The 13,190-nt window shown below is 48.0% G+C and carries 14 protein-coding genes; 9 read left to right on the top strand and 5 right to left on the bottom strand.

The genetic code is table 11. The features are described from left to right. Positions 1 to 25 precede the first annotated feature (25 nt). Positions 26 to 1,321 (bottom strand): aminopeptidase PepB, encoded by a 1,296-nt coding sequence (gene pepB, locus MHN31_RS14025; protein WP_125559129.1) that lies wholly within the window; start codon positions 1,319 to 1,321, stop codon positions 26 to 28. Positions 1,322 to 1,402: 81 nt separating this feature from the next. On the opposite strand from pepB, the gene sfsA reads away from it, so the two are divergent. The 8 genes from sfsA to MHN31_RS14065 all read left to right on the top strand — a co-directional run bounded on the left by sfsA (position 1,403) and on the right by MHN31_RS14065 (position 7,927). After that, positions 1,403 to 2,110: a DNA/RNA nuclease SfsA gene (sfsA, locus tag MHN31_RS14030; protein ID WP_239444536.1), complete on the top strand. Its 708-nt coding sequence runs from the start codon at positions 1,403 to 1,405 to the stop codon at positions 2,108 to 2,110. A 260-nt stretch (positions 2,111 to 2,370) separates the two neighbouring features. After that, on the top strand, positions 2,371 to 2,814 hold the full coding sequence (gene dksA, locus MHN31_RS14035) for an RNA polymerase-binding protein DksA (protein WP_010383453.1): 444 nt from the start codon (positions 2,371 to 2,373) through the stop codon (positions 2,812 to 2,814). A gap of 18 nt (positions 2,815 to 2,832) precedes the next feature. Continuing rightward, entirely contained in the window at positions 2,833 to 3,777 is a 945-nt protein-coding gene (gene gluQRS / locus MHN31_RS14040) for a tRNA glutamyl-Q(34) synthetase GluQRS (RefSeq protein ID WP_239444537.1), read from the top strand. 259 nt (positions 3,778 to 4,036) lie between these two features. Beyond that, complete coding sequence (gene pcnB / locus MHN31_RS14045) at positions 4,037 to 5,398, top strand: polynucleotide adenylyltransferase PcnB (protein ID WP_239444566.1); 1,362 nt, start codon at positions 4,037 to 4,039, stop codon at positions 5,396 to 5,398. Beyond that, positions 5,395 to 5,904 (top strand): 2-amino-4-hydroxy-6-hydroxymethyldihydropteridine diphosphokinase, encoded by a 510-nt coding sequence (gene folK, locus MHN31_RS14050; RefSeq protein WP_239444538.1) that lies wholly within the window; start codon positions 5,395 to 5,397, stop codon positions 5,902 to 5,904. Before pcnB ends, folK begins: the two co-directional genes overlap by 4 nt. 55 nt (positions 5,905 to 5,959) lie before the next feature. Further along, on the top strand, positions 5,960 to 6,754 hold the full coding sequence (panB, locus tag MHN31_RS14055) for a 3-methyl-2-oxobutanoate hydroxymethyltransferase (RefSeq protein ID WP_125559119.1): 795 nt from the start codon (positions 5,960 to 5,962) through the stop codon (positions 6,752 to 6,754). Beyond that, entirely contained in the window at positions 6,754 to 7,608 is an 855-nt protein-coding gene (gene panC / locus MHN31_RS14060; RefSeq protein ID WP_239444539.1) for a pantoate--beta-alanine ligase, read from the top strand. The genes panB and panC overlap by 1 nt, the downstream gene beginning before the upstream one ends. 79 nt (positions 7,609 to 7,687) lie before the next feature. After that, positions 7,688 to 7,927, top strand: coding sequence for a hypothetical protein (locus MHN31_RS14065; RefSeq protein ID WP_125559116.1), 240 nt, complete (start codon positions 7,688 to 7,690; stop codon positions 7,925 to 7,927). Between the two features lie 293 nt (positions 7,928 to 8,220). Here the strand turns inward: MHN31_RS14065 and MHN31_RS14070 are convergent, their stop codons facing one another. The 3 genes from MHN31_RS14070 to phoB form a co-directional block, all read right to left on the bottom strand. Next, the gene (locus MHN31_RS14070; protein WP_010383461.1) at positions 8,221 to 9,189 is read right to left on the bottom strand and encodes a phosphate ABC transporter substrate-binding protein PstS family protein; all 969 of its coding nucleotides are present in this window, start codon (positions 9,187 to 9,189) and stop codon (positions 8,221 to 8,223) included. A gap of 76 nt (positions 9,190 to 9,265) precedes the next feature. Continuing rightward, on the bottom strand, positions 9,266 to 10,594 hold the full coding sequence (gene phoR, locus MHN31_RS14075; protein ID WP_125559114.1) for a phosphate regulon sensor histidine kinase PhoR: 1,329 nt from the start codon (positions 10,592 to 10,594) through the stop codon (positions 9,266 to 9,268). Positions 10,595 to 10,650: 56 nt separating this feature from the next. Next, a complete protein-coding gene (gene phoB, locus MHN31_RS14080) occupies positions 10,651 to 11,340 on the bottom strand; it encodes a phosphate regulon transcriptional regulator PhoB (RefSeq protein ID WP_010383464.1) in 690 nt (229 codons plus the stop codon). Positions 11,341 to 11,381: 41 nt separating this feature from the next. Between phoB and MHN31_RS14085 the strand changes: the two genes are divergently transcribed. Continuing rightward, on the top strand, positions 11,382 to 11,594 hold the full coding sequence (locus MHN31_RS14085) for a hypothetical protein (protein WP_125559112.1): 213 nt from the start codon (positions 11,382 to 11,384) through the stop codon (positions 11,592 to 11,594). Positions 11,595 to 11,841: 247 nt separating this feature from the next. On the opposite strand, the gene MHN31_RS14090 is transcribed toward MHN31_RS14085, so the two are convergent. Next, positions 11,842 to 12,780 (bottom strand): porin, encoded by a 939-nt coding sequence (locus MHN31_RS14090; protein WP_125559110.1) that lies wholly within the window; start codon positions 12,778 to 12,780, stop codon positions 11,842 to 11,844. Positions 12,781 to 13,190: the final 410 nt, after the last annotated feature.

Genomic DNA, 13,190 nt, shown 5'->3' on the forward strand with positions numbered 1-13,190 from the left:
GCTTTTTCTTTGCATTTCAGACCTATCAGGCTTTAGCTTGCAGGGTACGTGCTACCGTGCGCATGCCTAACGTTGTTGCGCCCGATGCCCATTGCGATCCCGCAGTGTTCTGGAACGATGCAGCCAGGTCGATATGCACCCAGCCCTGGCCTTCATTGGGCACAAAGCGAGACAAGAAGCCCGCTGCATTAGATGCACCACCGAAGCCACCGCCTTTTTGTGCACGGCTGTTCGCTGTGTCAGCGTACGCCGACGGGCAGTTGTTCTGGTGCCATTTTTCCAGTGGCAACGGCCAGGCCGCCTCAAACTCTTCGTGAGCAAACTGTTGTACTTCGCTCACTAATTCTTTGTCCAGGCCAAACAGAGCATTGTATTCCTGACCAACCGCAACCAGGGCTGCGCCCGTCAGGGTGGCTGCGTCAATAATCAATGGCGCACCGGTTTCGCCTGCGGCCATCAGACCGTCAGCCAGTACCAGACGACCTTCCGCATCCGTGTTCACAATTTCAACTGTAGTGCCGTTTTTATACGTCAGGATATCTCCCAGCTTATAAGCATGACCTGAAATTAAGTTTTCCGCACAGCATAAGAACAGCTTGATGCGTTTGTCTATGCCACGCTGAATAGCAATGGCCAGGCCTGCCGTCACCGTCGCCGCGCCGCCCATGTCGCATTTCATGGTTAGCATGCCTTCGCTTGGTTTAATGGAATAACCGCCTGAATCAAAGGTGATACCTTTGCCCACCAACGCTGCCGCAACCGGGGCGTCTTCATCGCCTGTTGGGTTAAAGTCCAGCTCCAGTAATACCGGAGGACGCTCACTGCCCCGGCCCACTTCATGGATCCCGATCCACTGATGTTCAAGCAGGGCGTTCCCTTTAATGATTTGATAGCTGACATGCTCGGGGGCCAGTGACTGAATAAATTCAGCCGCTTTACCTGCCAGGCTTTCCGGATAAATGTCTTCAGCCGTGCCATTGATCATCTGACGGGTCCAGGTTGCAGCCGTTTTCAGTGCCTGTAATTCAGTGAGGTCAGACTGTGCGTTATCACAGAAGGTAACACCATCCAGTTGCTTCGGGCTTACAAACCCCTGATAAAATGCCCACTGAGATTCAGTGCACCAGGCATCACCCTGTAACTCAACTGCCAGGATCCCTTGCTGTGCCACGCTGCGACCCGCTTTTTGAATGATCTTCAATGTCTCGTGTTCGCTCAGGTGCACCAGTGCGCCCTCCTGATCGTACGATAAAGTCGCATTGCCACCCCAGTGTGCAGCCGGGGCCTGATCCGTCAGTCGAACAATAAATTTGTCAGCCATATATGATTTCACTCTTGCGCTTATTAGTTACTTGCAGTGTACACTAGCGGGCAAAATGCCCCAAATGAATGCGATTAATCTATGAAGTTTCACGTCCCACTGGCAAAAGCCACCTTACTAAAACGCTATAAGCGCTTTTTGGTTGACTTGCGCAACGATGCACAAGAAGAGTTCACCGTTCATTGCGCTAATACAGGCAAAATGACAGGGTGTGCTGACCCCGGCTTTGGTGCCTACTACTCAACCAGTGACAACCCGAAACGCAAATATCCACACTCGTTAGAACTGACCGAAAATCAAGATGGTGACCTGATCTGCGTGAATACAGCGGTGGCCAACAAGGTTGCCATAGAAGCGCTTGAACAGGACCGCATTCCCGAACTAAGAGGCTACCGGACACAACGCAGCGAAGTGAAATACGGCACAGAGAATAGCCGCATCGACATCTTACTTCAGGATCAGGACAAGCCTGACTGTTACATAGAAGTGAAATCTGTCACTCTACTCGAACAGGAGCAAGGCTATTTTCCGGATGCCCAGACCACCCGAGGCCAAAAACATCTGCGCGAACTGATCCAGACTCGCCAGCAAGGCATGCGCGCCGTGCTGCTGTTTGTTGTCATGCACAACGGTATCAATCAGGTCAAACCAGCTGCCCATATCGATAGCAAATACGCCGCACTGATTGAGGAAGCGCTGACACATGGGGTGGAGATCTATGCCTACCGGGCCGAAGTCTCAACCCAGGAAATCATACTCACCAAGGCACTTCCCTTTGCTGAGCGCTAAACTAGCATGATATACAACAGTGATCTTACGGCATAAAAAGTGCAGTATAATGAGTATTAAGCTTGAAAGTAGAAAATTTGCCTCCATATAGCTGCAAATGTCAGTGTGACCCCCGTCCGTCGCGACTTTGTGATTCCGATCATACCTTCAAACCGGGAGTGGTCTAACAAGCAAAAAGTGTTTGCCAAGGGGTAAAGATTTTGCTATCTATAGCCGCCGGCGTTAGCTGGGGTTGTTTATTAAGGATTTAGGAGAATGCTATGCCAGACCAGAAAAAACTAGGGTTGTTGGCTCAAGCCGGTTTAGAACCTTATCAGGAAAAGCCGGGTGAAGAATATATGAATGACGCACAGCGTGCGCATTTCAAAAAATTACTGGAAGCGTGGCGTAGCGATCTTCGTAACGAAGTTGACCGCACTAAGAGCCACATGCAAGATGAAGCAGCAAACTTCCCTGATCCAGTCGATCGTGCAGCACAGGAAGAAGAGTTTTCTTTGGAACTGCGTACTCGCGACCGTGAGCGTAAGCTAATCAAGAAAATTGAAAAAACACTACAACTTATCGAAGACGACGATTTCGGTTATTGTGACTCATGTGGCATTGAAATTGGTATTCGCCGCCTTGAGGCCCGTCCAACAGCGGACCTATGTGTAGACTGTAAATCAATCGCTGAAATAAAAGAAAAACAACAAGGCCGGGGCTAACTCACGTTCGTCTTAGCTATGCTACCCCAGTTTAATAGCGATTATCTGTCCGGGAGCTATCGAGGTCGATTTGCTCCCTCTCCCTCCGGCGCACTCCATTTCGGCTCTTTGATAGCCGCACTTGCCAGTTATCTTGATGCTAAAATCAATCACGGTCAGTGGTTGGTTCGCATGGAAGACATAGACACTCCCAGAGTGGTTGCAGGTGCCGCCGATGAGATTCTCAGAACTTTGGATGCCTATGGTCTGCATTGGGATGGCGAAGTGGTTTATCAAAGCCAGCGCCACGACTTATATCAGGATGTACTGGCGCAGCTAAGTGCCGCAGATCTGATCTACCCTTGCAGCTGCACCCGCAAAGCGCTCAAGCAACGCGGTGGCATTTATGATAACCATTGCCGGGCTCGACAGCTTTCGCCCGAAGGTAACGCGCTGCGACTTACTCAAACTCAACCCGTTTATTCATTCACCGATCTGCTTCAGGGTGAGGTGCAACTGAGCAAGGCGTTGGCTGAAGAAGACTATATCGTAAAACGCCGTGACGACCTGTTTGCTTACCAGTTAGTCGTGGTCGTCGATGACATTGACCAGCAAATTACCCGCATTGTGCGCGGTGCCGATCTGTTGGAGCCCACCGCACGCCAGATCAGCTTGTTCACACAGCTTATTGGCGACGCACCAGACTATGCCCATGTCTCGCTTGCAGTGGCACAGCCCGGCTTTAAATTGTCCAAGCAAAACCATGCACCCGCTATCGACAATACCAGGCCGCAGCCTGCTTTGTGTGCCGCACTGCGCTTTCTGGGCTTACCTGTTCCAGACGAATTGCAACACGACTCAGTACCTACCATTCTGCGCTGGGCCGAACAGCAATTTACCTTGCAAGCTTTACCGCGTCATCGTGAGATCCAGGTTTCCTTGTTAAACGATGGACACTATGACTTTACCCGGTTGACCGCCTGAGTCCACAGCCACCTATCCCCCAGGTCCTGGCACTCAATCTCATGTTGGATTTTTAATCATGAATCCACGTCCGCTCCTTCAATTTGACCCCATTTGAGTATATGATAGCGGGCCTCGTTAATTCGCCTACACTATACAAACTAAAACAAGTTCTATGGCCGTATGGTGAGTGTGTATGCATTATTGCACGCAATATTGATTGTTCAGGGTCGTTAGGAGAGTCGTTATTATTTCCAAAATTATTAAGCTTTGCCGCCAGATAGTTAAAGGCAAAGATCCGGTAGGAACCGTGACATGCAGCGCTACACCTGTGTTGATACCACGCAGTGAGCATGCAATCTCGCGCAAACAATTTAGCCCCAATGCAATCAAAGTGCTGTATCGACTTAAAGATGGCGGCTATGACGCCTATCTGGTCGGTGGTTGTATTCGTGATATTTTGTTAGGGATTGAGCCGAAAGATTTCGACGTAGTTACCAACGCCACACCTGAACAAGTCAAAAAGCTATTTCGTAACTGTCGTTTGATCGGCCGCCGCTTTCGCCTTGCGCACATCGTTTTCGGTCGGGAAATTATTGAAGTGGCCACCATGCGCGGCCACCATCAGGCACAGGACAATCCGGACCCAACCAGTCAGTCGAGCGACCAGGGTCAGCTGCTGCGCGATAATGTGTATGGCACCATTGAGGAAGATGCACAGCGCCGCGACTTTTCAATTAATGCACTTTATTATTCTATTAACGACTTTAGCATCCGAGATTTTGCCGGTGGTATTGCGGCCATTGAGCACCGTAAAATAGAGCTCATCGGCGACCCTGAAACCCGTTATCGCGAAGATCCGGTTCGTATGTTACGCGCGGTGCGTTTTGCCACAAAGCTGAATATGAGCATTGCCGGGCCAACTGAAGCGCCGATTGCTGAACTGGCCCCGTTGCTTGGTAACATTCCACCAGCCCGCTTGTTTGAAGAAACTCTGAAACTCTTTTTAGGTGGCAAGGCCGAAGCTAACTTCCTGATGCTCAGAAAATACGGTCTGTTTAAACAGCTATTTCCGGCCGTGGACGCCATTTTGGATAACGCGGACAGTGAATTTGAAATTACCTTTATCCAGAAAATGTTTGCCAATACGGACGATCGCATCAACGCAGATAAAAAGGTCACTCCGGCCTTTATCTATGCAGCCCTGTTATGGTTCCCACTGCGCGATCGTTGCAACACGCTGATAGCAGAAGGCATGAACGAGTATGATGCCTTTATGCAGGCAATCAGTCAGGTTCTGGCCGAGAATGCGCGTCATATTGCCGTGCCCAAGCGCTTTACACTGGGTGCACGAGACATCTGGCACATTCAGCAGCGCCTGGATAAACGCGGTGGCCAACGCGCCTATCGTCTCAGCCTGCAACCCAGATTCAAAGCAGGATATGATTTCCTGCTGCTACGAGTTGAAAGTGGCGAAACAGAGCAGCAAGAGCTGGCACAGTGGTGGACTGACTATTTACAACAAGACGTGTCTGGACAAAAAGAGATGGTAAAAGCCCTGGGTCAACGCTCAGGTGGCTCAGAAAGACGCAGACGCCGTCCTAGAAACAAACCGCGCAGAAAGCCTAATCCCGAATCATGAACACCGTTTATATTGGACTGGGGGCGAACCTTAACGCCCCTGAGGCACAGCTACGTAATGCGCTGGATGCCCTGAACACATCGCCTGTACTGACGCTCGCGCAGGTCTCCAGCTTTTATGCCTCAAAACCTATGGGTCCGCAGGACCAACCCGACTATGTGAACGCCGTTGCCAAACTTATCACGGCTCTACCCGCCATTGAGGTACTCGATTTGCTGCAGCAGATTGAGCTGCAACATGGCCGGGTACGCAAGGCCGAACGTTGGGGTCCACGTACCTTAGACTTAGATATTCTGCTATACAACGATGCACAGATAGCAACGCAAAGACTGATCGTGCCACATTATGGCTTATGTGAACGTGAATTTGTGGTCTTTCCATTATTGGAGATAGCACCCGAACTCATTTTACCTACAGGCCAGGCACTGGCGGACATCGCCACAAGGTTACCACGTAACGGGCTGACACCCATTAGTCAGTATCCTGTTGCAGCGTCGCTTGCATAGCACGACTTGAGGGCCACAGTGCGCTCAGCATCGAATTGATCACAAAGGGGGAAATATGGCTAAAGTAACCGTTTCAACATTGGCCAAGAAAAAACGTGAAGGAACAAAAATCACCGCACTGACGGCATACGATGCCAGCTTTGCTAAGCTGTTTTACGACAACGGCGTTGACATTATTCTGGTCGGCGATTCATTAGGTATGGTACTGCAAGGCGGCGAAGATACGCTGGCTGTGACCACTGCTGATATCGCCTATCATACGCGCTGTGTCCGAGCTGGTAGCAAAGAGCTATTTGTGATCGCAGATATGCCCTTTATGAGCTACGCTAACCCGGCACAAGCGTGCGAAAACGCGGCGACGTTAATGCGTTCAGGCGCAAATATGGTAAAACTGGAAGGCGGTGAATGGCTGCTGGACTCTATTCGTTTACTCACCCAGCAAGGCATCCCTGTGTGTGGGCATTTAGGTCTAACGCCACAGTCCGTGAATGTCTTTGGCGGCTTTAAAATTCAGGGCCGGGAAGACGCGCAGGCGGAGAAAATGGTTGCTGATGCCATTGCATTAGAAAATGCTGGTGCACAACTACTCGTTGTTGAATGCATCCCTTCTGCACTGGCAAAACGCATCAGTGAAGCGCTGAGTATTCCGGTCATTGGTATCGGAGCGGGCAAAGACACCGACGGCCAAATCCTGGTTATGCACGACCTGGTCGGTATCTCTGCAGGCTATATTCCTAAGTTTTCGAAAAACTTCCTCGCCGAGACGGGCAACATGCCTGAGGCGGTCGAAAAGTTTTGCGCCGATGTGAAGAGCGGAGCATTCCCCTCTCAGGAACACGAGTTTAACTAATGCAATCAATTACAGAAATAAAATCTCTGCGTAGCCAAATCAAAGCCTGGCGACAGCAGGGGCAAAGCATCGCCTTTGTACCCACCATGGGCAATCTGCATCAAGGGCACTTTTCACTGGTTGAGAAGGCTAAAACCCTGGCAGACAAAGTGGTAGTCAGTATTTTTGTCAATCCAATGCAATTTGGTGCCAACGAAGACCTGGACAAGTACCCGCGGACACTGATTCAGGACAAACAAGGCTTAGCCGAACTGGACACAGACATTGTCTTCACCCCCAGTGTTGACGCTATCTATCCAAACGGGCTCGACACACAAAGTTATGTCGATGTCCCCGGTGTGTCCGAAGGTTATTGCGGTGGCAGTCGCAGCGGTCACTTCAGGGGCGTAGCTACGGTCGTCACCAAGTTATTCAACCTGGTACAACCTGACTTTGCCTGCTTTGGTGAAAAAGACTATCAGCAACTCCAGGTTATCAAAACCATGGTACGCGACTTGTCGATGCCTATTGAAATTATTGGCGTGCCGACTCAGCGGGAAATTTCCGGGCTGGCAATGAGTTCACGCAATGGCTATTTGTCTGAACAAGAAAAAGATACCGCGAAGCAACTGTATCAGGTACTGAGTGAGACAGCACTGCAACTTCAACAAGGCGTGCGCGATTATGCAACGCTGGAGCAAACAGCAAAGTCTGTACTTGAAGCTGCCGGACTTCAACCTGATTACTTCTCTATAGCACAAAGACAGAGCCTAAAACCTGCTACACTGGAAGACGGTGAGTTTGTCATTTTGGCTGCGGCTTACCTCGGCCAGGTGAGACTAATCGACAATATCCAGGTCCTCACCGACGCATAACAATGTATAGGATCCCTGAGTTCTCGGCGCACAGCGCTGTGGGATCCTAATTTAAATTACTCTCTTGCAGGACTGTCTCATGAAATCACAGATATCGATTATCGCCTTGCTATTGGCAGGCTGTAGCAATACCAATTCCCCCGAACTGAACCAGTGCGCACAACAAAACTATCAATGTGAACAAAGCTGCGAGCAACGTGCGAACCCTCAGTCAATGGCCATGCAGGTGTGTAGCGATGGATGTATTGAGTCGTTTAACCAATGTAAGGCACAGGCTGAGCAGCTCACTCAGCAGCAGCGTAATAGCACCTTGTATTAAAAACTATTGCAGGCAAAAATAGACATAATACCAATTTCACTTAATACCTGGTCTATTTGAAGGAGCAACTAGGACGCTAACAACGTTAAAAATTTCTCATTTAGAACCTTATACCTTAGACATAGGTTCACAAATTTTTACCTCGCCTATAGGGATGTAGGTGCCTCAGCGATAGCAGGACGCGGGAGCGGTGCTATCGACCCTATTTTCTCGCCTCAAAATAGCTCACTTAATTAAGCAAATTGGACATAAAAAAACCGCTCTTAGAGCGGTTTTTTCTTTCCGTGCAAAGCTTATAGCAGGCCTAGCTTCTTAAGCTCTTTGCTTGCAAGCTGGCTTGAAAGTGGTACATAACCATCTTTCTCTACAATCTTCTGACCTTCTTTTGACAGCACCATTTTCAGGAACTCAGCTTCAATTGGAGAAAGCGGCTTGTTCGGGTGCTTATTCACGTAAAGGTATAGGAAACGAGACAGCGGGTACTTACCCTTAGCAACATTGTCTAGCGTCGCATCAACAAAGTTGTCGCCTTTTTTCGACAGCGGTACAGTACGTACACCAGATGTCTTATAACCAATACCTGAGTAGCCAATTGCATTCACTGAAGAAGAGATTGACTGAACCACTGAGGCTGAACCTGGCTGTTCGTTTACGTTGTTACGGAAGTCACCTTTACACAGGGCTTTTTTCTTAAAGTAACCGTAAGTACCTGATACTGAGTTACGACCATACAACTGAATGTCTTTGCTACCCCAGTCACCAGACAGACCTAAGTCGCTCCAGCGCTCAACTTGCTCAGAAGCACCACACTTACGCGTTGATGAGAAGATAGCATCAACCTGGTCGATACGCAGGCCCTGAATTGGGTTATCTTTGTGTACAAATACTGCCAATGCATCGATAGCAACACGAACTTCAGTCGGCTTATAACCATAACGCTTTTCAAACGCTTCGATTTCTTTCGACTTCATCTTACGGCTCATTGGACCAAAGTTGGCTGTCGCTTCTGTCAAAGCCGGTGGCGCAGTAGAAGAACCTGCAGCCTGAATTTGAATGTTCACGTTAGGGTAAATACGTTTGTACTCTTCAGCCCAAAAGGTCATCATGTTAGCCAGTGTGTCGGAACCCACAGATGAAAAGTTACCTGAGATACCGCTGGTTTTGTTGTACTCAGGTAGATTCTTATCAAGTGCAGAGGCTTGAGCAGATACCAGTGTTGTTACAGCCACACCCATTGCGGCAACTAAGCTTTTAAATTTCATTGGGGTCACTCCAAATGTTCTTCCCATTTAATTTCTGAGCACATTGTGCAGAAAACAAATGACAATAAAATTACTCTCAAATGACACTTTTATGACTTTCTGTGTTTGTCATAAAAATGCGTTTTTCTTTTTCAAAGGCAAATGAGAATCGCGATCCTTTGCCCAGTGTACTGTCAATTTCCAGGTGTGAGTCATGACGTGACAAAACGTGTTTAGTGATAGCCAGACCCAGCCCTGAGCCACCAGTTTTGCGGCTACGCGCCTTGTCCACACGGTAGAAACGCTCAGTGAGCCGGTTTATGTGCTCAGGCGCAATCCCATCACCATTATCAATGACAGAAAAGCGGGCACGATCTGATTCCAGGAACCAGTTCACAGTGATTTTTCCACCCGGCTTAGTGTAATGAATGGCATTGAATACCAGATTAGAAAAGGCGCTACGCAGCTCATCAACACACCCTTTAATATCCAGCGACTGATCAACGTTAAACTCGATCTCATGATGTTTGTCCTGATTCAACGAATTGGCTTCAGTCTGGATCAGAGCCAGCATAGCAGGTACATTCACCGCTTTATCATTGTCCTGGTTACGCTGCCCTTCAATACGGGATAAAGAGAGCAATTGATTCACCAAACTGTCCATCCGTTTGCACTGCTCTATCATAGTGTGGTGCGCTTTGTTCCACATTGCAGGCGGCGGCATGTTATCGCCTTCCATCATCTCCAGATAACCCGTCACCACCGTTAGTGGTGTACGCAGTTCATGAGAAACATTAGCGACAAAGTCTTTACGCATCTGCTCCAGCTGTTTTAGCCTGGAGATGTCACGTACCACCATCATTAACTGCTCTGCGTAGGGCATAACCCGAAATTCTAATACGCGCTCTCCACCATGCCCCGATTCCATCTCCAGAGGATCATGAAAATCATGAGCCTGCATATATTTGACGAATTTAGGATCGCGGATCAGATTATCCAGGCGTTGCCCATGATCAGTCGGCCATTGCAGACCCAGCACTTTAAGAGCAAGCTGGTTACACCAGACAATACTGAGATCCTGTTGCATTACAATCACGGCATCAGGTACCGCTTCGGCACCTTCGCGAAAGCGTCGGATCAATTCAGCCAGCTCATTGCGTTTTTTGCGGTTGCGGTGCTGCAGCTGGTAAATCCCTTCAAAGATCTGCTCCCAGGCGCCCGATCCTTCTGGTGGATTAAAACTGCGCTGATTGATCAGCCAGTCACTCAGTCGATACAATTGTTGATAATGCCAGATCAATAGCACCATGGCACCGATAAAGAGTAAAACAAACGGTGCGCCTAATAAGATCCCAATCAGGGTTAATGGCAGGAAATACAAAAACAGGCGTTTCAATAACGCCTGTTTATCAATCACCCTATACATACAAAATGATCCTAAAGAAAATGCGCCACGGTTAGCCTACCATAGCGCCAGGTGCTTTACAGCTTACTTGAGAAGCGATAACCAGCACCGCGTACGGTTTGTACCAGGCGATCATGGCCCAATGGTGCAATCGCTTTGCGTAAGCGACGGATATGAACATCCACTGTACGATCTTCAACATACACATTAGTGCCCCAAACGTGATCCAGCAACTGTTCACGGCTATAAACACGCTCCGGGTGCGTCATAAAGAAATGCAGTAATCTGAATTCAGTAGGCCCCATTTCCAGCTCATTACCAGCAGAGGTTACTCGGTGTGATATTGGATCCAGACGTAACCCGTGCACTTCAATGGCCTCTTCCAGTGAAGTGGGAGAAACCCGGCGCATCACTGCCTTGATACGTGCCATTAATTCTTTTGGAGAGAAAGGTTTAGTAACGTAGTCGTCTGCACCCACTTCCAATCCTTTGACCTTATCTTCTTCTTCCCCACGTGCTGTTAGCATGATAATCGGGATTTGTCTGGTGTATTCGCTTTGTTTAAACTTTTTGGCAATCTGAATACCGCTGCCTCCTGGCAACATCCAGTCCAATAACACCATATCAGGATAAGGCTCAACCATAGCTGCAATTGCAGAATCATAGTCTTCAGCTTCAATGGCTTGAAAACCATTTTGTTCCAACACAAACACCAACATTTCTCTGATCGGTGCTTCGTCATCAACTACCAGTACTTTACGTGACATTCCCATTTATCTCTTACGTTACCGAAGTGGGTTTCATTATTATGACTAAGTATGACAGTTTTATGAAATACCAAGTGATAAAAGATGACAATTGGGAAAAAAATAGGGCCAAACAAATACAAAGCTATAATACTGAAAAAACGCAAGTTTCACCTGGCTACCAGCTTGCTTTAACCAACAAGTGGGTTAAATCTTTGTTTAGTCAGGTTTGTTTTGTCGCTTTACGCGCACACAAAGTAAAGCAAACACTGTAAACGTCACGTAACGCCAGACATACGGGCCATTTAAGTTCATTTACAAAGCCATTATTTGACATAATGCTCAGCCCTTAAACAGAGTACTCAGATCGAGTTATAACGGTACCTTAATATAGCTGTATTTGGGTTACAGGGTTTATTTCGCCCTATGGACTGTGCAATGTTACACCGCCATTAAGTGTAACACTGCCTAATGCAAGCCCAATCAAATATCACGCTATTGAGCAAGGGCGCGGCTTGTGGACTAAAAGTCATACCTCAAGGTCAGTGCCATATGATCTTGATCCGCCTCATTATCGAGATCGATTTTAGTGTACCAAAGATACATTCTCGTTTGCTTTGACAGGCTTTTCTCAACCCCAATGGAAACTGCATCACCAGAGTCTTTCAGCTTGCCGGAGGCGCCATCTGAGTTCTGATATTGCGCTAGTAGCTTGTAGCCACTGTCTAACTTCAATGATGCGCTGGCCACATAGCTGTCTACCGTATCATTGCTGTCCACCGCTTCACTTTGCTGATAGCTGGCACCCAAGGTCACTTTGGCCACTTTACCCTGAACAGTAACACGAGTGATGTCCTGACCAGCGACTTCTTCATCACGCGCTACACTGGCATAAATCGCGGTTTTCTTCAGCTTACTGTCACCATAAGAGGCCGCCATAGACAGCCCACTTTCGCCGTTTTGTTTACTGTTGTCCTCACTGATATAGCTAACCGTAAATTTGAGATGATTCAATGAAGGAGTTGTATATTGTAACGTGTCGCCAAGGCGGTTTTCACCCACAAAAAAACTTTTGATGTCGGCGTTGAAGTCATTCATGAGATCCACTTTTCCCTGAGACTTCTTCATAGGCGTGTCAGCCCGCCCCACTAAAACCTGGCCAAACCGGCCCTTAATACCCACATACTGTGAGCGGGCCGTAATATTCTCTTCGGACTTACCGTCATTGTCGTTTTCGGACATTTCAACCTGAAATTCCAACTTATAAAACGCAGAGATCCCTGTGTCTATGTCTGCTCCGCCTTTGATCCCCATTCTGGAGGCATAGCTCTCAACTGAAGTGTCTGAACCACTTCCCGTATCACTGTTTGCCACACCCAAATGTGCGCGACCGTAAACCTTGAGCTCTTCAGCCTGTACTTCCATGCAAGCCAGCGCAGAACACCCAATAAGGGCAGCCATAAAGCATTTCTTCATACTTTGACCCCAATAAAAATCAATATGAGCAGAATAGAGTATTATTTAAAGCTAGACGCTCTGTATCAGAGATCAAGTGATGTACCGCTGGATCAAAGTTTTTCTAAGTTAAAATGTCAGAGATCAAATTTATACCAACAAGATCCGATCGGGATCATATTTTTACTAACCACAATGATCTATTTTGCCAGGTACGGCACTGCAAACAAGCTAACTTATTGATTTTAGATCGGATCCAATAAGGTGATACACTCAGATCCTTGCCTGACTTAGTAAGATCATGATCCCGGAACGTTTGTGCTCTCGTTACTTAGTCAAGATCTGATCCCTGTTAACCTAGGTAGGTAAAACTCTGATCCCAACAGGATCGACATGTCTGCAAAGAGACAAACAAC

Source organism: Pseudoalteromonas sp. McH1-42, from assembly GCF_022347845.1.
Taxonomy (GTDB): Bacteria; Pseudomonadota; Gammaproteobacteria; order Enterobacterales; family Alteromonadaceae; genus Pseudoalteromonas; species Pseudoalteromonas rubra_D.

What these genes read in the sequence shown, in the direction of transcription:
- pepB (WP_125559129.1), bottom strand. Translation starts at nt 1,321, where the DNA reads ATGGCTGACAAATTTATTGTTCGACTGACGGATCAGGCCCCGGCTGCA.
- sfsA (WP_239444536.1), top strand. Translation starts at nt 1,403, where the DNA reads ATGAAGTTTCACGTCCCACTGGCAAAAGCCACCTTACTAAAACGCTAT.
- dksA (WP_010383453.1), top strand. Translation starts at nt 2,371, where the DNA reads ATGCCAGACCAGAAAAAACTAGGGTTGTTGGCTCAAGCCGGTTTAGAA.
- gluQRS (WP_239444537.1), top strand. Translation starts at nt 2,833, where the DNA reads ATGCTACCCCAGTTTAATAGCGATTATCTGTCCGGGAGCTATCGAGGT.
- folK (WP_239444538.1), top strand. Translation starts at nt 5,395, where the DNA reads ATGAACACCGTTTATATTGGACTGGGGGCGAACCTTAACGCCCCTGAG.
- panB (WP_125559119.1), top strand. Translation starts at nt 5,960, where the DNA reads ATGGCTAAAGTAACCGTTTCAACATTGGCCAAGAAAAAACGTGAAGGA.
- panC (WP_239444539.1), top strand. Translation starts at nt 6,754, where the DNA reads ATGCAATCAATTACAGAAATAAAATCTCTGCGTAGCCAAATCAAAGCC.
- MHN31_RS14065 (WP_125559116.1), top strand. Translation starts at nt 7,688, where the DNA reads ATGAAATCACAGATATCGATTATCGCCTTGCTATTGGCAGGCTGTAGC.
- MHN31_RS14070 (WP_010383461.1), bottom strand. Translation starts at nt 9,189, where the DNA reads ATGAAATTTAAAAGCTTAGTTGCCGCAATGGGTGTGGCTGTAACAACA.
- phoR (WP_125559114.1), bottom strand. Translation starts at nt 10,594, where the DNA reads ATGTATAGGGTGATTGATAAACAGGCGTTATTGAAACGCCTGTTTTTG.
- phoB (WP_010383464.1), bottom strand. Translation starts at nt 11,340, where the DNA reads ATGTCACGTAAAGTACTGGTAGTTGATGACGAAGCACCGATCAGAGAA.
- MHN31_RS14085 (WP_125559112.1), top strand. Translation starts at nt 11,382, where the DNA reads ATGACTAAGTATGACAGTTTTATGAAATACCAAGTGATAAAAGATGAC.
- MHN31_RS14090 (WP_125559110.1), bottom strand. Translation starts at nt 12,780, where the DNA reads ATGGCTGCCCTTATTGGGTGTTCTGCGCTGGCTTGCATGGAAGTACAG.